This is a genomic window from Rubrivirga aquatilis (assembly GCF_046845665.1).
GTDB lineage: Bacteria > Bacteroidota > Rhodothermia > Rhodothermales > Rubricoccaceae > Rubrivirga.
Genome location: NZ_CP177355.1, coordinates 2,994,752 through 3,019,064 on the forward strand (window position 1 = coordinate 2,994,752; position 24,313 = coordinate 3,019,064).

19 protein-coding genes and 1 tRNA gene are annotated in these 24,313 nt (G+C 71.4%); 7 read left to right on the plus strand and 13 right to left on the minus strand.

The window, feature by feature from the left end; translation table 11 throughout:
• Positions 1-2: 2 nt before the first annotated feature.
• Together ACLII4_RS13190 and ACLII4_RS13195 are read right to left on the minus strand one after the other, a co-directional pair.
• Complete coding sequence (locus ACLII4_RS13190; RefSeq protein ID WP_412067867.1) at positions 3-2,351, minus strand: acyl-CoA dehydrogenase; 2,349 nt, start codon at positions 2,349-2,351, stop codon at positions 3-5.
• A 100-nt stretch (positions 2,352-2,451) separates the two neighbouring features.
• Positions 2,452-3,576 (minus strand): M23 family metallopeptidase, encoded by a 1,125-nt coding sequence (locus ACLII4_RS13195; protein ID WP_412067868.1) that lies wholly within the window; start codon positions 3,574-3,576, stop codon positions 2,452-2,454.
• 119 nt (positions 3,577-3,695) lie between these two features.
• Here ACLII4_RS13195 and ACLII4_RS13200 point away from each other — a divergent pair, with 119 nt between their 5' ends.
• The gene (locus ACLII4_RS13200; protein ID WP_412067869.1) at positions 3,696-4,229 is read left to right on the plus strand and encodes a hypothetical protein; all 534 of its coding nucleotides are present in this window, start codon (positions 3,696-3,698) and stop codon (positions 4,227-4,229) included.
• Positions 4,230-4,290: 61 nt separating this feature from the next.
• Here ACLII4_RS13200 and ACLII4_RS13205 read toward each other — a convergent pair whose 3' ends face one another.
• The gene (locus ACLII4_RS13205; RefSeq protein WP_412067870.1) at positions 4,291-6,348 is read right to left on the minus strand and encodes a S46 family peptidase; all 2,058 of its coding nucleotides are present in this window, start codon (positions 6,346-6,348) and stop codon (positions 4,291-4,293) included.
• A 351-nt stretch (positions 6,349-6,699) separates the two neighbouring features.
• Here ACLII4_RS13205 and ACLII4_RS13210 point away from each other — a divergent pair, with 351 nt between their 5' ends.
• The gene (locus ACLII4_RS13210) at positions 6,700-7,323 is read left to right on the plus strand and encodes a lysozyme (RefSeq protein ID WP_412067871.1); all 624 of its coding nucleotides are present in this window, start codon (positions 6,700-6,702) and stop codon (positions 7,321-7,323) included.
• A 47-nt stretch (positions 7,324-7,370) separates the two neighbouring features.
• Here the strand turns inward: ACLII4_RS13210 and ACLII4_RS13215 are convergent.
• The 4 genes from ACLII4_RS13215 to alaS all read right to left on the minus strand — a co-directional run bounded on the left by ACLII4_RS13215 (position 7,371) and on the right by alaS (position 11,948).
• Positions 7,371-7,457, minus strand: a tRNA-Ser gene (locus ACLII4_RS13215).
• Between the two features lie 75 nt (positions 7,458-7,532).
• The gene (locus tag ACLII4_RS13220) at positions 7,533-8,228 is read right to left on the minus strand and encodes a DUF6989 domain-containing protein (protein WP_412067872.1); all 696 of its coding nucleotides are present in this window, start codon (positions 8,226-8,228) and stop codon (positions 7,533-7,535) included.
• Between the two features lie 4 nt (positions 8,229-8,232).
• On the minus strand, positions 8,233-8,826 hold the full coding sequence (locus tag ACLII4_RS13225; RefSeq protein WP_412067873.1) for an HmuY family protein: 594 nt from the start codon (positions 8,824-8,826) through the stop codon (positions 8,233-8,235).
• Between the two features lie 182 nt (positions 8,827-9,008).
• A complete protein-coding gene (gene alaS, locus ACLII4_RS13230) occupies positions 9,009-11,948 on the minus strand; it encodes an alanine--tRNA ligase (RefSeq protein WP_412067874.1) in 2,940 nt (979 codons plus the stop codon).
• 346 nt (positions 11,949-12,294) lie between these two features.
• Here alaS and ACLII4_RS13235 point away from each other — a divergent pair, with 346 nt between their 5' ends.
• On the plus strand, positions 12,295-13,377 hold the full coding sequence (locus ACLII4_RS13235) for a mechanosensitive ion channel family protein (protein WP_412067875.1): 1,083 nt from the start codon (positions 12,295-12,297) through the stop codon (positions 13,375-13,377).
• Here ACLII4_RS13235 and ACLII4_RS13240 read toward each other — a convergent pair.
• The 3 genes from ACLII4_RS13240 to ACLII4_RS13250 form a co-directional block, all read right to left on the minus strand.
• Positions 13,374-13,967, minus strand: a complete 594-nt coding sequence (locus ACLII4_RS13240; protein ID WP_412067876.1) for a hypothetical protein — start codon at positions 13,965-13,967, stop codon at positions 13,374-13,376. The genes ACLII4_RS13235 and ACLII4_RS13240 overlap by 4 nt on opposite strands.
• A gap of 168 nt (positions 13,968-14,135) precedes the next feature.
• Positions 14,136-15,365 carry a chorismate synthase gene (gene aroC, locus ACLII4_RS13245; RefSeq protein WP_412067877.1) on the minus strand — a complete coding sequence of 410 codons (1,230 nt, stop codon included), beginning with the start codon at positions 15,363-15,365 and terminating at the stop codon, positions 14,136-14,138.
• Between the two features lie 144 nt (positions 15,366-15,509).
• Positions 15,510-17,048 carry a trypsin-like peptidase domain-containing protein gene (locus tag ACLII4_RS13250; RefSeq protein WP_412067878.1) on the minus strand — a complete coding sequence of 513 codons (1,539 nt, stop codon included), beginning with the start codon at positions 17,046-17,048 and terminating at the stop codon, positions 15,510-15,512.
• An 80-nt stretch (positions 17,049-17,128) separates the two neighbouring features.
• Here ACLII4_RS13250 and ACLII4_RS13255 point away from each other — a divergent pair, with 80 nt between their 5' ends.
• The 3 genes from ACLII4_RS13255 to ACLII4_RS13265 all read left to right on the plus strand — a co-directional run bounded on the left by ACLII4_RS13255 (position 17,129) and on the right by ACLII4_RS13265 (position 19,868).
• On the plus strand, positions 17,129-18,250 hold the full coding sequence (locus tag ACLII4_RS13255) for a glycosyltransferase (protein ID WP_412067879.1): 1,122 nt from the start codon (positions 17,129-17,131) through the stop codon (positions 18,248-18,250).
• A complete protein-coding gene (locus ACLII4_RS13260; RefSeq protein WP_412067880.1) occupies positions 18,247-18,807 on the plus strand; it encodes a thioredoxin family protein in 561 nt (186 codons plus the stop codon). Before ACLII4_RS13255 ends, ACLII4_RS13260 begins: the two co-directional genes overlap by 4 nt.
• Positions 18,808-18,869: 62 nt before the next feature.
• Positions 18,870-19,868 (plus strand): histone deacetylase, encoded by a 999-nt coding sequence (locus tag ACLII4_RS13265; protein WP_412067881.1) that lies wholly within the window; start codon positions 18,870-18,872, stop codon positions 19,866-19,868.
• Here ACLII4_RS13265 and ACLII4_RS13270 read toward each other — a convergent pair.
• Complete coding sequence (locus ACLII4_RS13270; RefSeq protein WP_412067882.1) at positions 19,865-20,749, minus strand: hypothetical protein; 885 nt, start codon at positions 20,747-20,749, stop codon at positions 19,865-19,867. The genes ACLII4_RS13265 and ACLII4_RS13270 overlap by 4 nt on opposite strands.
• A gap of 259 nt (positions 20,750-21,008) precedes the next feature.
• Between ACLII4_RS13270 and ACLII4_RS13275 the strand changes: the two genes are divergently transcribed.
• The gene (locus tag ACLII4_RS13275; RefSeq protein WP_412067883.1) at positions 21,009-21,341 is read left to right on the plus strand and encodes a TfoX/Sxy family protein; all 333 of its coding nucleotides are present in this window, start codon (positions 21,009-21,011) and stop codon (positions 21,339-21,341) included.
• A gap of 293 nt (positions 21,342-21,634) precedes the next feature.
• On the opposite strand, the gene ACLII4_RS13280 is transcribed toward ACLII4_RS13275, so the two are convergent.
• Positions 21,635-23,170, minus strand: coding sequence for an aryl-sulfate sulfotransferase (locus ACLII4_RS13280; protein WP_412067884.1), 1,536 nt, complete (start codon positions 23,168-23,170; stop codon positions 21,635-21,637).
• 122 nt (positions 23,171-23,292) lie between these two features.
• Positions 23,293-24,060: a DinB family protein gene (locus tag ACLII4_RS13285; RefSeq protein WP_412067885.1), complete on the minus strand. Its 768-nt coding sequence runs from the start codon at positions 24,058-24,060 to the stop codon at positions 23,293-23,295.
• Positions 24,061-24,313: the final 253 nt, after the last annotated feature.

Consider the following 24,313-nt stretch of genomic DNA (forward strand, 5'->3'; position numbering starts at 1 on the left):
ACTCAGGGGTCGAGCGGCATCCGGCCCGACCCGATCTCGGAGCCCAAGATTTCGTCGGGGATGCCGAAGGCGTCGACCAACTCCACGGCGACCGGACGGAGCCGGCCCAGTAGGGCGTTGACGCGCGTACGGATGGCCTTCGAGACCGGCGCGTCGATCAGGTTCTGCTCCAAGAACCAGCCGCGGTCACGCTCGATGTGCTCCAGTGCGTAGAGCGCGCAGAGCAGGTCCATCCGTGTCCGGAGCGCGGGGTCCTCGATGGTCTCGATGGCGTCGTGGAAGGCCTCCAGCACCAGCCGCTCCGCGTTGGCGGTCGCGAGTGTCAGGAGGTGATCCTGCACGTCGACGAAGGCGTCGAACGAATCGCAGCCCTTGTCGATGCGGCGCTTGAGGCGGGCGGCCACCTGAACGAGCAGTTCGCGCTCGCGACGTTCGAACAGGTCGCGGTGCCATTCCGGGTCCAGTAGGTGGTCGCGGTCCGTGTTGCGTCGCACCAACGGGTTGATCTCGCCGAGCTTGACCGACGCCTTCTCGCGCACGAAGCGGAGCAGGCCCCAGGCGTTGAGGTCGGAAAACTCCTGGCGGTAGCCCGCCAGCAAGCCCTTGGCCACCTGAAGCTGCAAGACCGTGTTGTCGCCCTCGAAGGTCGTGAAGATGTCGGAGTCGGCCTTGCGGTGGGCGATGCGGGCGGACCACCGGAAGCCCTCGCCCCCCGTCGCCTCGCGAGCCTCCTGCAAGGTCCGGGTGGCGTGCCACGAGGCCATCGCCTTGAGCGCGGCCGCGCGCCCCTCAATCTCGCGCGTGTCGCCGCCGGGGCTCAGGTCCGCGAAGTCTTGCGCGAGCTTCGAGAGCGCGAACGACAGGCCGTAGCTGGTGGCCACAAGGGGGAGCAGACGCCGTTGATGGCTGAGGTAGTCCAGGATGACCACCTCGTCGCCGCCGGCCGGACCGAACTGACGGCGCCGGGCGCCGTAGCGGACCGCGACCATGAGCCCGGCCTTGGCGGCCGAGTTGGCCCCGGAGCCGACCGCGATGCGCCCGCCGACGAGGGTCCCAAGCATCACGAAGAACCGCTTGCCGGCGCTCGGGATGGGACTCTCGTACGTCCCGTCTTTCGTGACCTGAGCGTACTTGCTGAGCAGCGCCGTCCGGGGAACGCGCGCGCCATCAAACCAGAGCTGACCGTTGTCCACGCCGTTGAGGCCCATCTTGTGGCCACTATCGCCAATGCGAACCCCCGGGGCCGGGTCGCCGTCCTCGGTACGGATGGGGACGACGAAGGCGTGGACGCCGTACTCTTCGCCGTCGATGCAGAGCTGAGCGAAGACGGTCGCCAGCCGGCCGTGCGCGGCGGCGTTCCCGATCCACTCTTTGTGGTCGCGGTCCGTCGGCGTCTGGATGACCCACTCGTCGGTCTCTCGGTCGAACGTCGCCATCGTCTCGAGCTCGCGGACGTTCGAGCCGTGGCCGCGCTCCGACATGGCGAAGGCGCCGGGCATCGCCAGCGTGCCGATCTGGGGGAGCAGTTCGCGGCGCTGCTCGTCGCTGCCGAGCGCGTTGATGCTCCCGCCCCACAGGCCAAACTGGACGCCGAACTTGACGACGAGGCTGAGGTCGTGGGTGGCGATGATCTCGAACGCCGCGATAAACGCCGCAATGTCACCGCGCCCGCCGGCCCACGCGGGGTACGCGAGCGCGCCGATGCCCTGGTCCGCGAGCAACTGCGTCCAGCCCAGCACGACCTCACGGTACGCCTCCTTCGAGATCCCCGGCTCCGGGTACGCGAAGGCCGGGTCGCTCAGCAGGCGCCGGACACGGTTTTTGGTCTCCGCATGTGGGCCGTCGAGCAATGCCTTGAGGGGCGCGACGTCGAAGGCCGGCGGGCCCGCGCGGTGATCGACCGACGGCGGGCGCACCTCGACGAGGTCTCGGACGACCTCTTCTCCGACCACACCCAGAAGGTCCTCAATCTCGCGGAGCGCCAGCCGCGCCTCGGGCGGCAGCCCCGCCCCGTCGCCGCTGCCGGACAGGACGGCGAGATCGGCGCCGAGATCGGCGAGCGACTTGTGCCCCAGGTCGGGGATGTGCGCGGCGGCCTGGCGGATGGTGCGGACCCAACCGAAGTAGGTCGTCGCGTCGGGCGGGTTGGCGGGGTCGAGCCACTCGGCGACCGTCGCGCGGTCGGCGTCCGTCATCCAGTCCTGCTCCGCGAGCCGCTCTCTCGCGGCGGCCACCTCGGCGGGCGTCAGGAGGCCATCGGCCCAGGCGACGTAGAGGAGAGGAAGCACCGACGCGACGCCCCGGGACAGCGTGGCGACCGAGTGGTCGGGAGAAGCGGGCGAGCGGGCCATCAGGCTGGGGGCGGCGAGGGAAGAGATCAACCCGCGAACCCTGGGCGAGGTGCCCCACGCCTCAAACTTTCACTCATCACTGAAAGTGAATTCGACGGGGTCACCACCGTGGCGCGCCGTCGGCCGTCGTCGCCAGCAGGGAGAAGTACTTGCGGCCGCGCGGCGTCGGCTGGTACGTGAACCGCTTGCGCAGCAACATCTGGTTGGTGCTCCCATCGGTCAGCCAGATGCCCAGCGACACCCCCTCCAGCGTAGGTCGGTCGACTGGGGCCGAGGCGACCCCGACGCCGATCGGGACGCCCTCTTGGGAGAAGGTCACACGCCAGCCGGGGACGGCGGCGGTGTCGGCAGCGGCAGCCTCGGGGCCGAGCCAGGGGTAGCGCGCGAGCAGATCGAGCGGGCGCCCGCCGGGGAGGTCGACGACGTAGCCCTCGTCCAGGCTGCGGACGAACTCTGGGAAGGTGAGGGTGGGGTCCTCCTCCAAGGCCAGAAAAAGCTCGGCGGGCGGGATACCAGCGAGGTTGGTCCCGAAAAACAGGCCGTGGAGATCGTTCGTGCCGTAGTACTCCTCGAACCAGAGGTCTTCGTGTTCGTTGAGCATCAGCGCGATCTCGAGGTGGACGTGGGCTCGCGAGCGCCCCAGGCCTCGCCCGGTGTACCCCATCTTGCCGAGGGTGCCGCCCCGTGCGACCGGCTCGCCCTCAGCGACGGCGACATCCGCGAGGTGGGCGTACAAGCTGTAGACCGGCGAGTCGCTCCAGTCATGCTCCACGACGACGTACTTGCCGTAGCTCGACGCCCCGGCGCTGTCGTTGACGTACGCCACGCGGCCCGCGTCGATGGCGACCACGGAGTCGACGGGCTCGCCGTCGGCGTCGCGGCCGGTCGGGGCGATATCGATGCCCTCGTGGACGCGGCGGAAGGTGCGCATGCCGAAGATGGTCGGCACGGGGTCGCGCACAAAGCCGTACTGCCCTCCCTCCCACTTTTCAGGGCGCAAGCTGTCGACGGTCGCGTTGAGGCCTTGGTAGAACCGCTCGGGGGCGTCGGACAGGAGCGCGCGGTTGGCGGTCGGCAGGACAAGACTGAGACCGGCTTCGGGCTCGCGGGCTCGCGGCCTGCGGTCGGCGATCTCGGCTGGGGCGACGGCGGCGGGCGGGGCGGGACGGTCTGCGCAAGCGGTGACGATCAGCGCGAGCGCGGCGAGGAGAAGGCGGCGGGACATGGCGTTCGAGAAAGGACCGTTGAACGGCAGGCCGGACCGCGCCCGTTCCGCCACAACGGCGCGAGCGGGCGAACTCAGGCGTGCCCCGAGCGTCCCCCCGACATCTTTCCAACACGCTGTTGTCCCGAGTCCTCGCCGTCGCCCTGCTCTCGCTTGCCGTCGCCCTCTTGTCGCTGCTGGTCGCGATGTTCGCCTTTTTCGGGCCCACCTTCCCGACCGCCGAGACGTACGCCGCCGAACGCGCCGAGCGCTCGCGCAACGACGAGGCGACGCTTCTCGACCACATGGTGCTCATGCAGCGCTACGTCGAAAAGGCCGCGCTGGCGTCGGACGCGGGCAACTGGGAGCTGACCTCGTTTTACGCCGACAAGATCTCCGAGCGCGCCGCCCGCGTCATCGACGGCGGCTACATCGTGGACGGGATCGACGTGAGCGCGATCGCCGCCGAGGTGGCCGACCCGCGAGCAGACGCCCTGGTGGAGGCCGCCAGCACTGGCGACGTGGCGCAGTTCGACGCCGCGTACGAGCAGATGGTCGTCGGCTGTAACACATGCCACGGCCGCTCGGGCTACCCGCTTATCCGCATCCGCCGGCCGGACGCGGACATGTACCCGTCGCAGGCTTTTGAAGAGACTAGAGGACAAGAGGAGTAGAAGAGAAGTGGGCCCAGAGCGCTGAGCTCTCCGGGTACCCACCCTTCTGTCCTCCTTTCCGCTACCGGCGCAGCGTGCCCTCGCGGATCTCCGTCACCAGCCCGTCCAGGCCATAGACGTTACGGAGGGCCTCGACGACGAGCCGGGTGTCGACCATCACGTTGCGGCCGCGCTCGGGCGCATAGATGTAGTCGCGGACGAGCCCCTCGATGGTGCGGTCAAAGTTGAGGCCGACGAGTTCTCCGTCGCGGTTGACGGTCGGCGAGCCCGAGTTGCCGCCAATCGTGTCGGAGGTGGACGTAAAGTTGACCGGCGTCGACAGGTCGAGGTCGTCCTCGGCGTCGAGCCAGCGCTGGGGCAGGTCCCACTCGCAGGGGTCGCTGGCGCCCGACGAGCAGAAGCTGTGGTAGCGGTCGTAGAGGCCGTACATCGTCGTCATCGGCGGAGCGAGTGTGCCGTTGTAGGGGTAGCCGCGCACGATGCCGTCGGTAAAGCGGAGCGAGAAGGTGGCGTCCGGCGGGACCGTGTTGCCGAACGTCGCGAACCGCGCACGGCCCAGGCGCCGCGCCACGTCGCGCTCGCGCGCGCTCAGCCCGGCGCTGGCGGACTGGAACGCCTCGATCTCGGGGAGCAAGCCACGGACGAGCGCGACGGCCGGGTCGTACTCGGCCTCCATCGGGTCGGGCGCGTCGGTCGCCGCCAGCGACTCCGCCAGCAGGCGGTCGGCCGCGGCCTGCGCAGACGGGCCGTCGATGGCCTCGGGCAAGGCGAGGCCCTGGTCGCCATAGTAGGCGCGGAGCGCGTCGACCTCGGCGGTGAGGTAGGCGCGCTCCAGGACAGCGGGCGGGGTCTCTACGGCAGCGGCGGCCTCGGCGTCACCGGTCGCGAGCGCACGGGCGCGCTTCATGAGCGCCGAGCCGTAGCCGCGGTTGAAGAGCGTCGGGAAGGCGCGGTAGGCGGCGGCGTACTCGCGCTTCTCCGCCTGGATGGCAGCCTGCTCGTCGATGAGCGCGGCGGCGGTCGGGCTAGCGGCGCGGAAGTCGCGCTCGGCGGCGGCGCGGCGGGCGATGATGTAGTCGTCGTTGAGGCCGGCCAAGCGCCCGCCATACGCCTTGCGGGCGTTCGACAAGCCGAAGATGCGACCCCGTAGCTGGTCCGGGTTCTCATCCTCGCCGGTCGCAAGGTAGGCGCGCAGGGCGGCCTCACGCGTGCGGATAAAGCGGTCCGTCCCCGTGAGCCCGGCGTCGCGGAGAAACTCCAGCTCGGCGACCGTCAGCCCGCGAGAGGTGCTGCCCGGGTTGCCAATCACAAAAACCAGGCTCCCCTGCTCGACGCCCTGGGCGGACAGCGGGAAGTACTCGGGCGTCGCCAGCGGCTGGCCGTCGTCGCCGTAGATGCGGAAAAAGGCGAAGTCGGCGGCGTAGCGGGGATACGTAAAGTTGTCCGGGTCGCCGCCGAAAAAGCCGAGCGCGCGCTCGGGCGCCATCACGAGCCGCACGTCGCGGTAGCGGCGGAAGGTGTAGGCGGAGTACCGGCCGCCGTTGTACAAGGCGACGATCTGGACCACGTAGTCGTCGGTGTCGGCGTCGGGCGCCGTGATGCCGCGCGCCGCCAGCAGGCGGGCGGTGACGGCGGCCTCGGCGGCCTCAAACGCGGCCTCCCGCTCGGCGTCGGTCTCAGCGGCGTCGACCGGCGCGGACATGGTGTCGGTCACGTCGTCGATGGCGACGAGCTGGTCCATGTACAAGTCCTCGACGCGGCGCTCCTGATCGAGCGATGTGGTCGTGAACCCGCCGTCGAGCAGGCCCTCGCCGCCGCGGTCGCTGGCGATCACCCAGCTCTGGGCGCAGTGGTGGTTGGTGAGCACGAGCCCATTCGGGGAGACGAAAGAGGCCGAGCAGCCGGGCATCCGCAGCGACGCCAGCCGGGCGCGGCGGTACCACGCCTCGTCGGGCGCGAAGCCATACGTTTCCTGGAGGTATTCCGTCGGCGGGTTCTCGAAGAGCCACATCTTGCCGCCGTCGAGCGGCTGGGCGCGGACGGTGTCGGGGGCGACGCCCTGAGCGACGGCGGGTGCGGCGAGCGCGAGAACGGCGAGGAGACAAACGAGCGGGCGCATGGGGCAGCGGCGGGTGGTGTCGAAAAGGTAGCACGGCGCGTGGACGGCCTCGCGCCGCTGCACGGCCGCCTCACTGAAAGCCGGGCTACACCGTTCTAGCTCTCACCGCCCCAGAACCGTCAACCTGAGCTTGCGAAGGATCTCCGCGCGACCGCCCACGCGTTGCCGGACTGATCCGGATGGCTTGAAGGCTGAAGACAAGTCTGTCCTCGCGTAGCAGGCAGCGGCCCTGCTCACCGGAGCGGGGACGGGACGTGCTCGCGCGAGGCGCACCGGTCCACACGCTGCCCGAAGAGCTTGCGCAGGGCGACGGTGGCGTCCCTTTATTAGGCTCGTCTCCCCTCCTCTCCCATGCCCCATCCCGCCAACGACGCCCTCCGCATCTCCTCTGCTGGCCTGGCGCTCATCGAGCGCTTCGAGGGGTTCGAGCCCGACTGGTACCTCGACCCCGTCGGCGTCCGCACCATTGCCTACGGGTGGACGGGCGCGTTGCCCGCCGGGCTGTCGCCGCCGCTGACGCAGGCGCAGGGCCGCCAGCTCCTGCGCGACACCGTGGGCGCCTACGAAAGTGCCGTGCGCCGGAGCGTGGCCGTGCCGCTGGCGCAGGCGCAGTTCGACGCGCTCGTCAGCTTCACCTACAACCTGGGCGCGTCGAATCTCGCGTCGTCGACGCTGCTTCGGCTGCTCAACGAGGGCGACGCCCGCGCGGCGGCCGAGCAGTTCGACCGCTGGGTGCTCGCGGGCGGGCGGGCGCTGCCCGGGCTGGTGCGCCGGCGGGCGGCCGAGCGGGCGCTGTTCACCTCCGGGACCGGGCCGAGCGACCGGATCCCGGTGAGGCCGCCTCACGTGCTCGACAACCCACCGCCAGTGCCGGACGTGCGAGTCTCAGCCCCACCGCCACCGCCGCCTTCACAGCCGCCGCCTGCGCCCCCGGCGCCCGACGTACCCCGGCGCCCCGACCGGTCCGGCTGGTAGCTCGAAACAACAGCGGCCCCGACTCGCTGGGAATCGGGGCCGCGCGGCGGAGAGGGTGGGATTCGAACCCACGGTACCCGTAAGGGCACAACAGTTTTCGAGACTGCCCCATTCGACCACTCTGGCACCTCTCCGAAGGGGACTGCAAAACTACGCGCGGCGTGCCCTGGCGCCCGGGCCGTCCGGTGAAGAGTCCCGGAACGCGGGCGTCACCCGCCCTCGATGAGCAGGAACGCCGTCGCGAGCGCGCCGAGGTAGACGAGCGCCACCAGCGCCGCCGCCGCCACTCGGGCCACGAGCCCCTTCCGGACCGTCGATCGATACGCGACGTACGCCACCGCGCCCAACACGACCTCGGGGAGCACGACGTACGCGGCGACGGGCCCCACCGTCGCCACGCCGACGGCCCGCCAGATCGGGACCGCCCACAGCGTGGCCTCTGCGGCCACGAGCACGACGCCGGCCAGGACGGCGGCCCACCCGACTCCCCACCCCAGCATCCCACGCGCCAGACGGTCGGCGGCGTACAGCGGCGGCCACAGGGCGACCGTCCACATCCCGGCCATCGCCAGCGGGAGCTCCCAGACGCGCGGGCCGCCAGTGTCGGGGAAGTCGAGGACGCCGAGGACGACGGCGAGGAAGGCGTCGGGGACAACCAAGAAGGCGCCCAACGGGACCAGGAACGCCCACAGGCGCACCCAGTCGGTGTGCCCCCGCCAGTGCCCGACGACGGGCAGGGCCACGTTGTACAGGACGACCAGCGCCAGCAAGCGCCAGCCGAGGTCGCCGACGGGCGCCGCCAACGTGGCGACGGCAACGGCCCCGAACGCCGCGTGCCCCGCGAGCGCGTCGCGGACCGCGCGGCCGGCGGCCCGGCTCGGAGGAGGCGGGGAGAGCGTGCGCACCGGGCTACTCGGCGAGCTCGGCGACTTCCAGGGTCACGTACCGGGGCCGGTCGCCGCTCGGGAGTGCGTCGCCGAGCACGTAGCTCACGAACCGGACCTTGGCGGCGGAGCCGTCCGCGCGGCGGACGACCAGGGTGCGGTCGGCGAGCGGCTGGACGCCGTTGGACTCGTACGAGTACCAGCCGTTGCCGGAGCCGTTGCAGACGACGCGCGCCGCGCCGCGCGGGCACTCGCCGTTGCCGTCCGAGTCGAGCGCCTCGGGCAGCGCGGTGACGGCGTTGAACGGCTGCTCGACGAGCGCGCCGAGCACGGCACCGGGCCCGCTGGCGCCGCCGTTGAGGATCACCTCGGTCCCCCGCAGGCCGATGTCCCAGGCCGCCGAGGCGGAGTCGGCACGGACGGCGGCGTCCCCCGCGACGATCACGGCGCCGTCGCGGAGCGAGAGGAGCGTGAACGGGCCGTCGGAGCGCCCCATCCCGGCGGAGAACGTGGGCACATCCTCGATCAGCAGCGTCTGGGCGCTGGCGGGGAGCGACAACCCGAGGAGGGTCGACGTGGTCAACAGGACGAGGGCGGTCAGTCGGAGTGTCATCATCATCGGGAAGGGCTCGTGGGCAGAGACACTCCAAGCAGCGTCAGCCTGAACCGAAGGTCGCCATAGCTAGCTTGTCGCGGGATCTCCACCGGGCACGAAGTCGCTCGCCAGAGATCGTACGACGCCGGCCCGTTGGCCCTCTGTTCAGGACGACAAGATGGGGGTGATCTGTGTGTTCGGCAAGGTCAGCCGAGGAGGGCGCGGAGTTCGTCGGCCGCGGCCGCGAGGGCGTCGTCCAGGCCCGCCGGGTTCTTGCCGCCGGCCGTGGCGAGGTGGGGACGGCCGCCGCCCCCGCCGCCGACGCGCTTGGCCAACGCCCCGACCAGCTTGCCCGCCTGCACGCCGCGCTTCACCAGGTCGTCCGTGACGGACGCGGCGAGGTACGCCTTGCCCTCGGCCTCATCGGCCGCGCCGAAGACGGCGACGCCGGAGTCGAGCTGCTCGCGAGCGGCCTCGGCCAAATCGCGGAGCGTGTCCATGTCGGCCCCGTCGATCCGCGCCGTCGCCAGCGCCACGCCGTCGATGTCGGCCGCATTCGCCAACGTCTCCCCCAGTCCGGCGGCGGCGTTCTGGCCCTTCAGCGCCGCCAGCTCCGTCTCGAGCGCCTTGACGGCGTCCTGCAGGCTGGCGACGGCGGGCGCGAGCCCGTCGGGGAGCTGCTTGAAGTGGCCGCGCGCAGCGTCGAGCTCGGCGATCTGGCCGTCGAGCCACGCCAGCGCGGCCTCGCCCGCGACGGCCTCGACGCGGCGGACGCCGGACGCGACGGAGCCCTCGGCGGTGAGCCGGAACAGGCCGACCTCGCCGGTGCTCGCGACGTGCGTGCCGCCGCACAGCTCCACCGAGTCGGGCCCGAAGGTGATGACGCGGACGCGCTCGCCGTACTTCTCGCCGAACAGCGCCGTCGCGCCGCGGGACTTGGCCTCGTCGAGCGGCACGTCGCGCTCCTCGGTCTTGGGGATGTTCGCCAGCACGAGGTCGTTGACGCGCGCCTCGACGACCCGGCGCTCGTCGTCCGTCATCCGCTCGAAGTGCGAGAAGTCGAACCGCAAGCGGTCCGGCGCGACGAGGGAGCCCTTCTGCTGGACGTGCGTGCCGAGCGTCTCGCGCAAGGCGGCGTGCAGGAGGTGCGTGGCCGTGTGGTGGCGCATGATCCGCTGGCGGCGCCCGGCGTCGACCGTCGCGGTGACGGCCGCGTCGCGGTCGCTCGGCAGCGCGTCGACGACGTGGACGATGACGCCGTCGGCGCCCTTCGTCGTGTCGAGCACGGTGAGCGTCTCGTCGCCGACCGCCAGCGTGCCCGTGTCGCCGACCTGTCCGCCCGACTCGGCGTAGAACGGGGTCCGGTCGAGGACGACCTCGTGGCGGGCGTCGTCGCCCTCCCCGACGGTCCGTGTTTTCAGGATCCGGGCGTCGGTGACGTCGAGGGTGTCGTAGCCGACGAACTCGATGGTCTCGGGCGTGTCGGCGGTCGCGTCCCACAGGTCGACGTCGTCGCTGGCGGCGGAGAACCCGGCGGCGGCGCGGGCCCGGTCGCGCTGCTCACCCATGAGCTCCTCGAACCGGGCCTCGTCGACGCTCAGCCCCCGCTCTCGGGCCATAACGGCGGTAAGGTCGGACGGGAATCCGTAGGTGTCGTGGAGGAGGAAGGCGACCTCGCCAGGGACCACTCCCTCAAAGAGGACATTGTCAACAAAGTCAGTGAAGGCCTGCCCCCTCTCGACTTCACTATATGCCGTTTGCACCAAGCGACCAGTTTTGCCTGGGGAATAGGCCATCGCGATGGCTCCGTCACCCTCCAACTCCGCCCCCATGGAATCCAGCAGGGCGTTGACATAGAGCTCTCGGACTCGCACACGGCTGCCCTCCGACTTGGCACGGCCCAAAGCACCCTCCCTGTCACTCACCTCCGCGAGATCAAAGACACCCTGGATAAAATCGATCCCCTCAGACAGCGTCCGAAGGAACGCCTCCTCCTCACCGGTGATGATCCGGGCCGCCGTCGCTTGCGATTCTAAAAGCTCGGGGAACGCCCCACCCATCTCGTCGGCCAGCGCGGGGAGCAGCGATGCCATGAACGGCTGGCGCAAGCCGAGCGCCTGGTAGCCATAGCGGACGGCTCGCCGAAGAATCCGGCGGAGCACGTAGCCCCGGCCCGTGTTGCCCGGCAGCGCCCCGTCGGCAATCGCGACCGCGAGCGTGCGGACGTGGTCGGCCACGACGCGCATGGCCACCCGAGTGCGCCGGTCGTCCGGGTCGGACTCGTCGTAGTCGTCGTAGGCCTTCAGACCGGCCGTCTCCGCCAGTGCGGCCAGGAGGCCCGTAAACAGGTCCGTGTCGTAGTTGGAGGTCTTGCCCTGGAGCACGGCGCAGATGCGCTCGAATCCCATGCCCGTGTCGATGTGCTTGTCCGCCAGCGGCTCCAACGCGATGCCCTCGCCCGCCTTCGCCGCGTTGTACTGGATGAACACCAAGTTCCAGATCTCCATCACGCGCGGGTCGTCCTGGTTGACGAGCGCGTGGCCGGGGACCGTCGTCCGCTCCTGATCGGTGCGCAAGTCGACGTGGATCTCGGAGCACGGCCCGCAGGGGCCGGTCTCGCCCATCATCCAGAAGTTGTCCTTCGAGGACTGGTACAAGATGTGGGTCGGCGGGACGGAGGTGGTCTCCGCCCACAGCTCGGCCGCCTCGGTGTCGGGGCCGAGCCCGAGCGCCTCGTCGCCCTCGTGGACCGTCACGTACAGTCGATCCGGGTCCAGCCCCCAGCGGTCGACGAGCAGCTCCCACGCCCAGGCGATGGCCTCCTTTTTGAAGTAGTCCCCGAAGCTCCAGTTGCCCAACATCTCGAAGAACGTGTGGTGGTACGTGTCCAGCCCCACCTCGTCGAGGTCGTTGTGCTTGCCCGAGACGCGCAAGCACTTCTGCGTGTCGGCCACGCGGACGTACGGGCGCGAGCCGGTGCCCAGGAAGACGTCCTTGAACGGGTTCATGCCCGCGTTGATGAACAGCAGCGTCGGGTCGTCCTGGGGGACGATAGGGGCGCTGGGGACGATCTCGTGGCCCTTCTCGCGGAAAAAGTCGAGGAAGGCGTCGCGGGTGTCCTGGGCGGACTGGGGGCGGCTCGGCATCGGTCAGTCGAAATCGGAGGAGCGCGAAACTACCCTGAGGAGCCGGCGCCTCCGGGCAGACCGTGGGGATTCGGCGCCCCGGCTCGGCCACCCGGTAAGTCAGGTCTGAGGCTGGCATGCCCCCCGTCGCCGACAATCCGCGCGCATGCGGGGGCCATGAGGGATGCGTGGCGACCCAGAGGCTCTGGGCTGCCCCCTCTGGGCTGCCCCCTCTGGGCTGCCCCCTCTGGGCGCACGCCGCGAGCGCCCCGGTCCGTCTCGGCCGCCCTGAGGAACCGACCGGCTGAGGGTCGGGCGAACCCCGCAAGCCTCGGGGGCGTGAGTGGGCTCCTCTGCCGCCCCCTCCATGCAGATCGATACGCTCTTCTCCGGGACTGTCCCCGTCGACACCGCCCTCACCCGGGCCGACCTCGTCCCCGAGGCCACTGCGGACACCGCCGCCGTCACCGTCGCCAGTTCGACTGGCGAGGCGGTCGACACCGTCCAGGGGTTCGTCGACGGGTTCTTCGCCACGCTGCCCAAGATCGGCGTGGCGATCGTGGTGTTCCTGGCCTTCGTGCTGCTCGCGCGGGTCATCCGGAGCGTCATCCACCGCGTCACGCCGGGGCCCAAGGACTCGAGCATCGGGATCGTCATCGGGCGGCTGGTCTACGCGTTCTTGCTCGTGCTCGGCGTGCTGATCGGGCTCGTCATCATCTTCCCGACGTTCACCATCGGAAGCCTGCTCGGCGCGCTCGGGCTGGGCGGCGTGGCGCTCGGATTCGCGTTCCAGGACATCTTCCAGAACCTGCTGGCGGGCATCCTCATCCTGTTGCGCGAGCCGTTCCGCGAGGGCGACGAGATCACGTCGGGCGAGTACACGGGGACGGTCGAGTCCATCGAGACGCGGGCCACCTTTATCCGGACGTACGACGGCCGCCGCGTCATCATCCCGAACTCGCAGATCTACTCCGACCCGGTGCAGGTCATCACGGCCTACAACCGGGTCCGAAGCCAGTACGACATCGGCATCGGCTACGGCGACGACATCGGCCAGGCCAAGCGGATCGCGCTGGCGACTCTCAAGGGCATCGAGGGCGTAATGGAGGACCCGGCCCCGGACGTGCTGACGTGGGACCTCGCCGGGTCGTCGGTGAACCTCCGCGTCCGCTGGTGGAGCGACCCGACGCGCGCGAACGTCGTCAAGCTCCGCGACGCCGTGCTGATGCAGGTGAGCCAGTCCCTGCTCGCGGCCGGCATCGACCTGCCGTTCCCGACCCAGCAGATCCTGTTCCACGACCAGACGGAGGCGACCGACGGCGACCGCACCCGCCAGCGCGAGGGCTGGCCGGTGCCCGGGGACGGCAGGGCGCCGGAGCCGGCGCGGATCGCGGCGGCCATCCGCCAGACGGGCGACGCGAGCGACGACGGCCCGGCGGGCCCTCGCTAAAACGCGAACCCGACGCCGACCTCCGGCCGCAGGCGCACGCGGCGGGGTCCGTCGTCCAACCCGTCCCGCGCCGCCGACTCGCTCCCGTCGACCAGGAAGTCGGCGCCGGACACGATGTCGTAGGCCGTCGTCACCCCGACCCGGAGGGCGAGGTGGGGGGCCGGGGCCGGGCGTCCGTCGGTGGTCTGCCCGCCCGAGAGCACCAACCGCGAGCCGAGGTACAGCGACGGCACGACCATCGGCTGGCGAGACTGGCCAAAGAGGGACGATTCCTGCGCGCGCCGGCGGCCGATGGCGAGCGCCAGCCCCGGCCCCGCCTGAAGCTCCAGCCCCCCGCTCCCGACGCTCCCGAGCGCGCGCACCGAGGCGACGGCCGTCGCGTATTCGACTGTGCGGAAGCCGTACACGCCCTCCAGCCCAAGCCCGGCACGAACCGCCAGCGCGGGCCGGACCCGCCACTCGGCGTCGACCCCGTAGCGGTGCGCGCCGCCCGCCGACAACGTCACGGCCCGCCCGTAGAGGGGGCTCGGGGCTTGGGCGTCGGCGGGTAGCGCGAGGATAGCGGCGAGAAGGACCAGGGCCAGGCGCATCGGATCGTGTGGAGTGCGCGCCCAGCCTAGCCCGCCCAACCGGTCCCCCTCTGGTGCAGACGCACCACTCGGCCCGCCCACGCTCCCTGACCGAGACGAGAGACGGGGAAAAGAGAGCCAGACTGTTGTCTCTTGTCCGCCGAGCGTCGCCTTTTGCGCCTTCCTCTCCTACAGGCCCCGCGCCCGGTCGGCCTCGACGCGCTCGCGGAGCGCCTCGAAGGTGTCGCCGCCGTAGCGCTCCAGCAGCGCGACCGCGATCTCCCAGGCGACTGTCGCCTCGGCGACCGTGCTCGCGGCCGGGACGCTCGTCACATCGCTACGCTCGTAACGGGTCGGCTGCGCCTCGCCGGTCTCCAGGTCCGCCGTCGCCAGCGGCTTGATGAGCGTCGGGATGGGCTTCATCGTGCCCCGGACGACGAGCGGCTGGCCGTTCGAGATGCCGCCCTCCACGCCGCCGGCGTGGTTCGAGGTGCGGCCCCACCGCGCCGCACCTCCGGAGTCGTCGCGCGTGATCGGGTCGTGGACTTCCGACCCGGGCCGGCGCCCCGCTAGCCACCCGTCGCCCACCTCGACCGACTTCTGCGCCTGGATCGACAGGATGGCTTGCGCCAGCCGCCCGTCGAGTCGGCGGTCGCCTTGGGCGTAGCTCCCGAGGCCGACCGGGACGCCGGTCGCGACGACTTCGTAGACGCCACCGAGGGTGTCGCCCGCCTTCTTTGCGGCCTTGATGTGGTCGATGGTGCGGGCCGTCAGGTCGGCGTCCAGCATTCGGGTCTCGGAGGCGTCGGCCGCTTCGTAGAGCGCCCGAGCGCCGCCGCTCGCCAGCAGGGCGTCGCGCGCCTCAGCCCATTCGGCCGGGTCGTCCATCCCGACCTCGCCGAGCCGGACGACGTGGCTGCCGACCTCGATGCCGAGCGCGCGCAGCATTTGGCGGGCGACTGAGCAGCACGCCACGCGCATCGCCGTCTCGCGCGCCGACGACCGGTCGATGACGGGCCGCACGTCGGGGCCGTGCGGCGGGCGGTCGAACCCGTACTTCTGGGCGCCGACGAGGTCGGCGTGGCCGGGGCGAGGCAGCGTGATCCGTTCGATGCCGTCGCCGTCGCCGTCGACGGCCATCTTCTCGGGCCAGCCGGCCTTGTCTTTCTCGTACGCCGCGTTCGGGAGCAGGAGCGCGACGGGGCTCCCCATCGTATGAGAAAACCGGACGCCGCCGAGCACGTGCACCCGGTCGCGCTCGACCTTCGCCCGGCCGCCGCGCCCGTAGCCGAGCCACCGCCGCGAGAGGTGCTCGTCGATGTCGGCGGGCGTGACGGGAACGCCGGCGGGCATCCCTTCGACGATGCCGACGAGCGCTTCGCCGTGCGACTCGCCAGCGGTGAGGTAGCGGAGGGGCATCGGACGGGGGCGGGCGTGGGAGCGCAGGAGCGCAGGAGCGCAGGAGCGCAAAGGTGCCGCCGGGGCGGCGCTGGCGCCAGCCGTGGCGGCCGAGATCCGGGGAACTTCGCAAGACGCCGCCCCCCCCCCTCGCCCCTTGCCCCGTTAATCCACGAAGGGGGAGGCCAGGTCGTAGAACGCCGTCCGGCCGTCGTCGCGGCGGACGCGCAAGAGGGCCGGGCGGTCGAGGCGGGCCTGCCGGGAAAGGGCGGCGCGAGCCTCCTCAGCCGTCGTCACCGGCCGGTCTTCGATCTCCACGACAACGGTGCCGCGCGGCAAGCCGTCCAACTCCGCCGCGCTCCCCGGCTCGACGGTCTCGACGTAGGCGCCCGACTCGAAGCGGCGGCGCTCGGCGCGGGACAGGTCGCGGAACCGGACGCCCCAGTCGGGCGCCTCCGACCGGGCGATCGGCCCCTCGGGCACGGGGGCCGAGGACGGAGGGGCACTCGAGGACGGCGCGTTGGAGAACCAGTCCTCCAGGGACGGGTCCTGCGGGGCCGAGAGCGTGGCGCGGAACTGGCGCTCCTCGCCCCGGCTCCAGATCGAGAGCGAGACCTGCTCGCCGGGGCTGAACCGGGCCATCCGGCTCTGGAACTGGTTGGTCGCGTCGACGGGCCGCCCGCCGACCTCGAGGAGCACGTCGCCCTGCCGGATCCCCGCCCGGTCCGCTGGCCCGCCGCTGACGACGCCGTTGACCAGCACGCCCCGCACGTCGGGCATCCCGGCCTCGCGCGCGTCGGCCTGGTCGACGGGGTACACCTCGACGCCGAGGTACCCGCGCCGGACCTCGCCGTACCGGATGAGGTCCTCGGCGACGACGCGCGCAAGATTGATCGGGACGGCGAAGCCGTAGCCGGCCGAGGCCCCGTTCTCCGACGCGTTCGCGGTCACTAGGCCGACCACCTCGCCGCGCAGGTTGATCAGCGCGCCGCCCGAGTTGCCCGGGTTGATGGCCGCGTCGGTCTGGATAAAGTCCTCGATGGCGAAGTCGTCCTGGATGGCCTGCAGCCCGCCGCGCCCGAGCGCCGAGATGATCCCCGAGGTGATCGAGTTCTGCAGCCCGTACGGGCTGCCCACGACCAGCACCCACTCCCCGACGGAGAGCGCGTCGGAGTCCCCGAGCGCGGCCACGGGCAGGGGGGTGTCGTCGGTGACCCCGACTTCGAGGAGCCGGAGCACAGCCACGTCCGTGGTCGGGTCGCGCCCGACGACCTCGGCGCGGTACTCGCGCTTGAGCGAGGGCATCACGATGGTCGCCTCGTTGGTGCGTGCGACCACGTGGGCGTTTGTGAGGACGTACCCGGCGGGCGAGATGATGATGCCGCTGCCCGTCTCGGTCGTGAAGCGGCCGTAGCCGGTTGGGACCTCGATCTTGATGAAGACGACGGCGGGCTCGACCTCGCGGGCCACCAGGACCGTCTGCTGGCTGATGTCGACCAGGTCCGGGATCTCGCTGGCGGCGGTCACCGGGGGCCGGTCGGCGCCGATCTGGACGGTCTCGACGGCGGCCGGAGTCGCGGTCGCCTCGCGGACCGTGCCCGGGCCCGGCTGCACGTCGGGCTGGAGCAGCCGGACCACGGGCAGACCGATGAGGACGCCGACCGCGAGTGCGGCCAGCCCGAACAGGAGGCGACGGAGAGACACGGGGAGGGGTGAGCCAGCGCAGGGGCGCCGTGCGGGCGATGAACATACGTTGCGACGTTCCGTTTCGTCTGCCCACGCCCGTGTCTCTTTCCAACCGCACCGCTGTGTTCGCCCTCGTGGGCGACGTCACCGGCTCGTCCCGCGCGCTCCGCCAGCTTCGCGTGCTCGCCGACGCGGGCGTGGCCACGACGGTGTTGCAGACGGCGCCGCTCCGCGACCTGGAGGCGGTCGACGCGACCGTTCACGTGCTGCCGGCGGACGGGGGCGGCCCCCGGGGCTTCTGGCGGGCGCACCGGGCCCTCCGCTCGGCCGCACTCGCGACGCCCGCCGCTCTCTACCTCGCCAGCGACCTCTACAGCCTGCCCGCCCTGGCCACCGCGGCGAAGCGCCACGGCGGGGCGTTGGTGTACGACTCTCGCGAGCTGTACGCGGCGCTGGACTCCACGCACGGCCGGCCACTCGTCGGCCGTGTGTGGGGCACGCTCGAAGGCCGGTACATCGGCCGGGCGGACGCGGTGCTGACCGTCGGCGACGCCATCGCCGACCGGCTGGCGGCGACGTACGGCATCGAGCGGCCCATCGTCCTGTACAACGCCCCGGAGCCCGAGCCCGAGCCCGCGCCGGACCGGACCGCGCTGGCGGGTGCGCTCCACCTTCCCGACGACGGCCGGATGGTGGTGCTGTACCAGGGCCTGTTTCGCGAGGGCCGCGGCCTGCGGGCGCTCGTCGAGGCGGTGCGCCGGGTCGACGAGGCGCGGCTGGTGTGCATCGGCGAGGGGGCGCTGGCGGAGGAGGTGGAGGCGGCCGGACCGACGTTGGGCGACCGACTCGTCGTGTCGCCATTCGTCCCGCCCGACCGGCTCGCGGCGCTGACGCCGGGCGCCGACCTCGGCGCGTGCCTCATCGAACCGTTGACGGAGAGCCTGCGCCTGAGCCTGCCCAACAAGCTGTTCGAGTACCTTTCGGCCGGCGTCCCGGTCCTCGCCAGCCCGCTCCCCGAGATCCGGGCCGTCGTCGACCGGGGCGTGGGCGTCCTCGCCGACCCGGCCGATCCTGAGGCCGTCGCCGATGCCCTGCGCCGCTCGCTCGACCCGGCCGTCCGGGCGCAGTGGACGGAAAACGCACACGCCGCGCTGGCGCCCTACACATGGACGCGCGGCCGGCACACGTTCCGCCACCTCCTCGACCGTCTCCTCGCATGACCAAGGTTCTTCTCGCCGCCCTGTCCCTGGCCCTCGCGCCCGTCGCCCTGGCGCAGGTCGACGCGTCCGTCGTGCCCGACGACGCCCCGGTCTGGTTCGGGATGGAGGAGGCGATTGCCAAGGCTCAGGCGGAGGATCGTGTGATCCTGGTCTACGGCTACGCCTCGTGGTGCGGCTACTGCGCTCGCTTCGACGCGAACGTCTTCACCGACGACGCCGTGCAGGCCTACCTGAACGAGCACTACGCCCCGACGCGGCTGGACCTGGAGGACGAGACCACGATGCAGTTCTTCAACGCCTCGGTGACAGGCGTCGAGTTGGGGCAGGCGATGGCCATCAGCGGCACGCCGACCAGCGTCTTCGTGGACACCGATGGCGCGCTGATCACCAAGTTTCCGGGCTACACCGACGCCGAGACGTTCCTCTACGTCCTGAAGTACGTCCACGAGGAGGCGTACGAGACGACCGCGTTCGACGCCTACGTCGTCGCCCAGCGGACCGGCCTGACCCTGACGCCGGCGCTCGACGATCTGCGCGCGCCCCAAGGCCAAGAGTAGACGGGCCAGCCCAGGCACCGGAACGTGGCGCACGGCGCCCGGCCTCTCCCCTCGCCCGCATCGTGCGCGTCTCGTACCACCCGGACTACGTCGTCCCGCTCCCGCCCCGCCACGCCTTCCCCATGGGGAAGTTCTCGGCGCTCCACGACACGCTGCTGGCGGAGGGCGTGATCGCCGCTGCCGATGTCGTGGCCCCACGCGAGGCCGACTGGGCGGACCTGCTGCTCGTCCACACACCGCGGTACCTCGACGCGCTGGCGGCAGGCACGCTCTCGAAAGCGGAGGAGCGACGGATGGGGCTGCCCCAGAGCCCCGCGCTGGTCCGCCGGAGCCGGCTGGCGGTGCAGGGCACCCTGAACGCGTGCCTGATGGCGCTCCACGACGGGCTGGCGGGCAACCTCGCCGGGGGCACACACCACGCGATGCCCGACCGCCCCGAAGGGTTCTGCGTCCTCAACGACGTGGCCGTCGCCCTGCGCGCGCTGCAGCGATCTGGCTGGATCCGTCGCGCGCTCGTCGTCGACCTCGACGTGCACCAGGGCAACGGCACCGCGAGCTACTTCGGCGGCGACCGGGCGTGGCCAGCGGGGGGCGTGTACACGCTGTCGGTCCACGGCACTCGCAACTTTCCCTTCGAGAAGCCGCCCTCGACGCGCGACATCGGACTGGCGGATGGGACCGGCGACGACGCCTACCTCGCCGTCGTGGCCCAAGCGCTCGGGCAGGCGCTGGCGACAGCGGCCCCCGACGTGGTGGTGTACCTGGCGGGCGTCGACGTGGTCGAGGGCGACCGATTCGGGCGGCTGGCGCTCACACACGAGGGACTGGCCGCGCGCGACCGGCTGGTCAGTGAGACGGTGCGGGCGGCCGGGGTCCCGCTCTGCCTCCTGCTCTCGGGCGGCTACGCCGCGCGGCGGACGCCGGGCGAGGCGCCGGAGACGTTGGCCGTCGCCACCGCGGACCTCCATGCCACGGTGTTCCGGGAGGCCACAGCGGTGTACGGCCACGGCCGTCGTCCGCTAGCGAGCGACGGCGGGGCCGTCGCCCGTATCGATGTCTAAACGATGCCGGCGGGCATGAGGGCTGGGGCGCCGTGGGCGGCCTCGCCCCACGCGGCGGGCGCGACCACCGGGTCCTCGAATGCCCACGGCGCATACGGGTGCTCCGTGCGGATGCCCAGCGCGGTCAGCATCAGCGCCATCTCGGCGCGGTGGTGGACGATGGGCACCAGCCCGAACAGCCGCACGGCGTTGCCGCGAGCGAGGCGCACGACAACGGCGCCGTTGCGCTCCAGCTGCCACATCTCGCGGAGGGTGGCCCCGTCGGTCTCCGCCGCCAGCCGGCGCACGGCCCGCTGGTTGGCGAGGTACGTCGTCACCATCTCATCGATGGTCCGCAGCTCAGACAGGTCCGGTTCGTAGGTCAGCTCGATCGAGTCGAGGTCGAGGATCCAGCCGACGCGGGCGACGATGCGCACCAGGCGGAGTGCCAGCGTGCGGAGCGTCGGGACCTGCGGGTGCGGCGACCAGTCGAGGTGGGCGTGGGGGATCTGGCGGAGCATGTTGCCTGTCCGCACGATCTCGGTCACGATCTCGCTGGCGATGGCGGGCGGTGCCCCGGCCGGACCGACGGTGGTCAAGCCGCCCTCCGCCGAAGGCGCCAACCCGGGTCTCGGGGCGCCGACGTCGGGCGACCACACGGCCACGTCCTCGAACGGGACGGCGGCCCCCGTTTGCTGGAGGGTCCACGAGGCCCCCTCCGGCCACATCTCCGTGTACGCCACCTCGAACCGCGCGGCATGGCGCGAGCCGCGCGTGGTCAGGATCTGGACGAGCTGGGCTGAGCGCGGGAGCCGGCTCTTGGGATCGAGCCACGTCGCCTCCCCGCTGGGCCGGGCCCTTGGGCCACCGGCATGGGGTGTCGTAGGAATAACCTCGGCCATGGTGGGTGCCTCCAGCGGATTGCTTGGGTGGGATGCCGCCGGGTACAAACGGCCCTTGGCTTATCGAAGGCGACGCCCCCTTCCAAAGGGCGCTTGCACATACCCCAGCTTCTGGGGCATTCCCCGATCCGGGGTCCCCGAAGGGTCAGGCTGGATCGCGGCCCGCCCCGATCCTCTGCCCGCCCACGCCAGAGTAGTGGCTACGGGCCCTCGCCCGCAGACATCCGCCCCTAGCTTACCGGTCCACCCCTCCTCCACCATGGGAACCAAAGGAGCCCGCGGCACACATGCCGCCGCCGCCGCCGCATTACACTTTGCGGACCGCCTGGCCCCCCTCGGCACCACGTCCACGTCGATGTTCGGCGGCCACGGCCTCTTCGCCGAGGGCATCATGTTCGGCATGGTCACCTCCGACGGCGCGCTGGCGCTCAAGGCCGACGACACGACCCGGGAGCGGATCGAGACCGAGGGGGCCGAGCGCACGGGCAAGATGCCTTACTGGCGCGTCCCAGCCTCGGTCATGGACGACGACGACGCGTTGCTCGCGTGGGCGCGGGAGGCTCTTGGCGTAGCGCGGGCCGCGAAGCGCTAGGCCTGGTGCGGACACTCCCCTGACCTGTCATCCTGAGCGGAGCGAAGGATCTCCACACGAGGCCGAACGCTCAGCAGGGCCCGATTCGAGGGCTTTACGCGATGGTGTCGAGATCCTTGGATACACCTTCCCTCTGGGCGCGCCGGCGCTCAGGATGACAAGTTGACGTTTCCGCATTGAGCCTAGATCACCGAACTGGTGGGCTCAGCGGCTTCGATGCGCTGTGTCAGGAGTCTCTGCGTCCCGGGGCGGCGCGAGATCTGTCAACTACGAGTTCGGGATCCGGGCAACGCCTACGGCGCGGGGTAGAGCGGTAGCCGCTCGACGCGATGGAAGGTGATGCCGAACGGCGCCTGCGGAGGGCGGATGGTGACCTCGGCAAGCACCGCCCCGGTCGCCATCGAAACCTCCACGACCTTCCCGACCGGCCCGCCCACGGCGCCCGGTGCGAAGACCACGACGCCCTCCGGCTCGTGGAGGTCCACGTCCGAGACGATGCGCGAGTAGGTCTCTGTGCCCCGGTCACGCCCGTAGGCCCAGAGTTGGCGGATGGTCATCGCCTGCTCGTCGATCGCGAAGAGCACCGCGCGGCTGTAGGTGCCGCCCGAGCCGTAGCCCCGGTTGTCGCCGTTGTCGAACAGGAGGAGCCGCCCGCCTGACAGGACCTCGGGGGCGTGTTGGTACCACGCCCACTCAAAGTCCGGGTGCCGCGCGGTGCCCTCGAGGACGGCGGGGTCGGTGATGGGGGTGCCCGTCGCGTCGAGGGGTTGGAGGAGCTTCGACGAGAGGTCCGTGCCGTCTCCCGCCTGTCGCCACCCCCGGTGCGGAGCCAGGATCCAGCGGACCTGGTTCGTCCGCGTCAGCTTGACGACCCCCTGCGTCCGGCCGGACACCACGATGGCATCGTCGACCGGGTCGTGGGCGACGCCGTTGGCGTGGAACCAATCCACGTCGAGGTCGGCGAGCGGGGTCGGCCAGGACCGGCGCGAGGCGTCGAGTGACCGGGTGAGGTCCCACTCGGTGACGACGGCTCCCGACCCCCGGTCCAGTTCCACGAGCACGTCCTCGACCGTCGACGCCCCCTCCCGGTCGACGGTCGCCAGCAGGTTGCCGGAGGGGAGCTCGAGCACCTCGTGGTGGAAGCGGACGCCCTGGAACGGCCAGGAGCGGACCACACGCCCCAATAGGTCCACCTCGTAGACGCGGTTCGAGCTTCGGTCCGGGACCAGCCAGTGGCCGTTCGCGAGCCGCGAGACGCCGTCGTCGAAGAACAGGGAGCCGAGGTCGGGGTGGCCGGTAAAGTCGAGCACGTAGCGGATGGCGCCGGCCGCGTCGTAGGCGAAGACCCGCTGCGGCGTGGTGCTCCCGTCGTGCCCGAAGTAGCTCACCACGGTCACGCCCGGCCTCACGCCAGACCCGGGCGGTACGTCGACCGTGATCTCGGGGAAGTCGGACGCCAACGGCGGCGCGGCCACGGCGAGTTGGCGGGTCTCCAGCACGCGCCCGTCCGGCGCCAGCAGATCCAGACGCACGGAGGTCTCGGAGCCCGGGTACAGGCCGAGCAGGGGGATCGTCTGGGAGGTCGCCGCCACCGTGGTGCGGTGCCGCATTTCGGTCGCCGGTCCGCCGCGGCCCTCGACGGTCACCTCGACGGTCACTGGCTCCGTCGTCATGAGCGACGCGAGCGCGGACAGCGGAGCCGCACCCGACGGGTTGGGGGTGACGATCAGGCTCGTCACGAGTCCTGCCGAGGGCCCCGGTTCGGGCCCGGCCGAATCGCAGCCCCAGACAAGGGCGAGGACGAGCAGGACGGGGACGAATCGTAGCATCGGTCGCGGGGGGCTCGGACAACACGATAGCCCCGCAAGCCGTGGACAGGGACCGCCCTCCCGAGCCCCTCGGGGCCTGCCGACGCAGCCTGTCGAATGCCCCACCGCCGCGCGCTACTCTGTCAGCGCTCCACCCCAGGGACAGCGCCTGAAGGAGCGGCGCCGGGCGGAACATCCCACCGCTCACCGGCCACCGCATCAGCGAAGGCCCAGCCGGGATACAGATGCGGCGGGTGGATCCCGAGCGCGCGCAGCATGATCGAGATCTCGGCGCGGTGGTGGATTAGCGGCGTCAGGCCGTACCAGCGAAGGGCGTTGCCCCGAGGCATTTCGGCCACCAGTCCGCCATTGCGCACCAGTCGCCAGGCCTGGCTCAACCGATCGGCGTCGAGGTCCGCCAGCAACGAGGCCACCTCCTCAGCGTTCGCGCTGTACGACACGAAGATCTGGTCTACCGTCTCGAATTCCGGCACGTCGGGCTCGAACGACAGCTCGACCTCGTCGAGGTCGAGCATCCAGCCGATCCGGGCAGCGATGCGCACCGTACGCAGGGCGAGGGTGGACAGGGTCGGGATGTCGGGGTGGGGCGACCAGTCCATCAGGTTTTGTGGCAGCAGCCTCAGCACGTCCTTTGTGCGCTCGACCTCGACGCGCAGTTCCACTCCGAGGGCGTTCGGCGGCGGAGGCGCGAGGGCCTCGGGCCCAGGCTCCTCCACCTGCTCCGGGTCGGGCGGCGGCGGCGGGGCGTCGACGTCGGGCGACCACGCCACCACGCCTCCGAACGGGAGGTGCTGCTCGGGGCCCAGCACCCAGGACGCCCCAGCCGGCCAGTCTTCGGTGTAGGCCACTTCGAACCGCGCCACCGGGAAGTGTCCGCTGGCGGTCTTCACCCGGACATGCTGATCGCGGCGCGGCAGGCGACTCGCCGTCGCATACCACCCCTCCTCCAGGGGGGGGGGCGCCCCGCCGGGGGGGACCAGAGTGGGATCGGAAGGGTCGAGAGTCATCGAGTCAAGGGTCCATAGCTCTGATCGAACGTCGGACCTGGTTCCGAAGTCGCTCGCGCCCGGGCGGGCGCTCGTCCTCACCAACGACCGACGCCCCGACCGCACGAGGCGACCGGGGCGTCGGTTCCGTTCGAGC

Bases quoted from the DNA above. Each gene is read 5' to 3' on its own strand.
- aroC (WP_412067877.1), bottom strand. From the start codon at position 15,365: ATGCCCCTCCGCTACCTCACCGCTGGCGAGTCGCACGGCGAAGCGCTC.
- ACLII4_RS13240 (WP_412067876.1), bottom strand. From the start codon at position 13,967: ATGCGCCTGGCCCTGGTCCTTCTCGCCGCTATCCTCGCGCTACCCGCC.
- ACLII4_RS13260 (WP_412067880.1), top strand. From the start codon at position 18,247: ATGACCAAGGTTCTTCTCGCCGCCCTGTCCCTGGCCCTCGCGCCCGTC.
- ACLII4_RS13195 (WP_412067868.1), bottom strand. From the start codon at position 3,576: ATGTCCCGCCGCCTTCTCCTCGCCGCGCTCGCGCTGATCGTCACCGCT.
- ACLII4_RS13275 (WP_412067883.1), top strand. From the start codon at position 21,009: ATGGGAACCAAAGGAGCCCGCGGCACACATGCCGCCGCCGCCGCCGCA.
- ACLII4_RS13190 (WP_412067867.1), bottom strand. From the start codon at position 2,351: ATGGCCCGCTCGCCCGCTTCTCCCGACCACTCGGTCGCCACGCTGTCC.
- ACLII4_RS13280 (WP_412067884.1), bottom strand. From the start codon at position 23,170: ATGCTACGATTCGTCCCCGTCCTGCTCGTCCTCGCCCTTGTCTGGGGC.
- ACLII4_RS13270 (WP_412067882.1), bottom strand. From the start codon at position 20,749: ATGGCCGAGGTTATTCCTACGACACCCCATGCCGGTGGCCCAAGGGCC.
- ACLII4_RS13205 (WP_412067870.1), bottom strand. From the start codon at position 6,348: ATGCGCCCGCTCGTTTGTCTCCTCGCCGTTCTCGCGCTCGCCGCACCC.
- ACLII4_RS13235 (WP_412067875.1), top strand. From the start codon at position 12,295: ATGCAGATCGATACGCTCTTCTCCGGGACTGTCCCCGTCGACACCGCC.
- ACLII4_RS13225 (WP_412067873.1), bottom strand. From the start codon at position 8,826: ATGATGATGACACTCCGACTGACCGCCCTCGTCCTGTTGACCACGTCG.
- alaS (WP_412067874.1), bottom strand. From the start codon at position 11,948: ATGCCGAGCCGCCCCCAGTCCGCCCAGGACACCCGCGACGCCTTCCTC.
- ACLII4_RS13210 (WP_412067871.1), top strand. From the start codon at position 6,700: ATGCCCCATCCCGCCAACGACGCCCTCCGCATCTCCTCTGCTGGCCTG.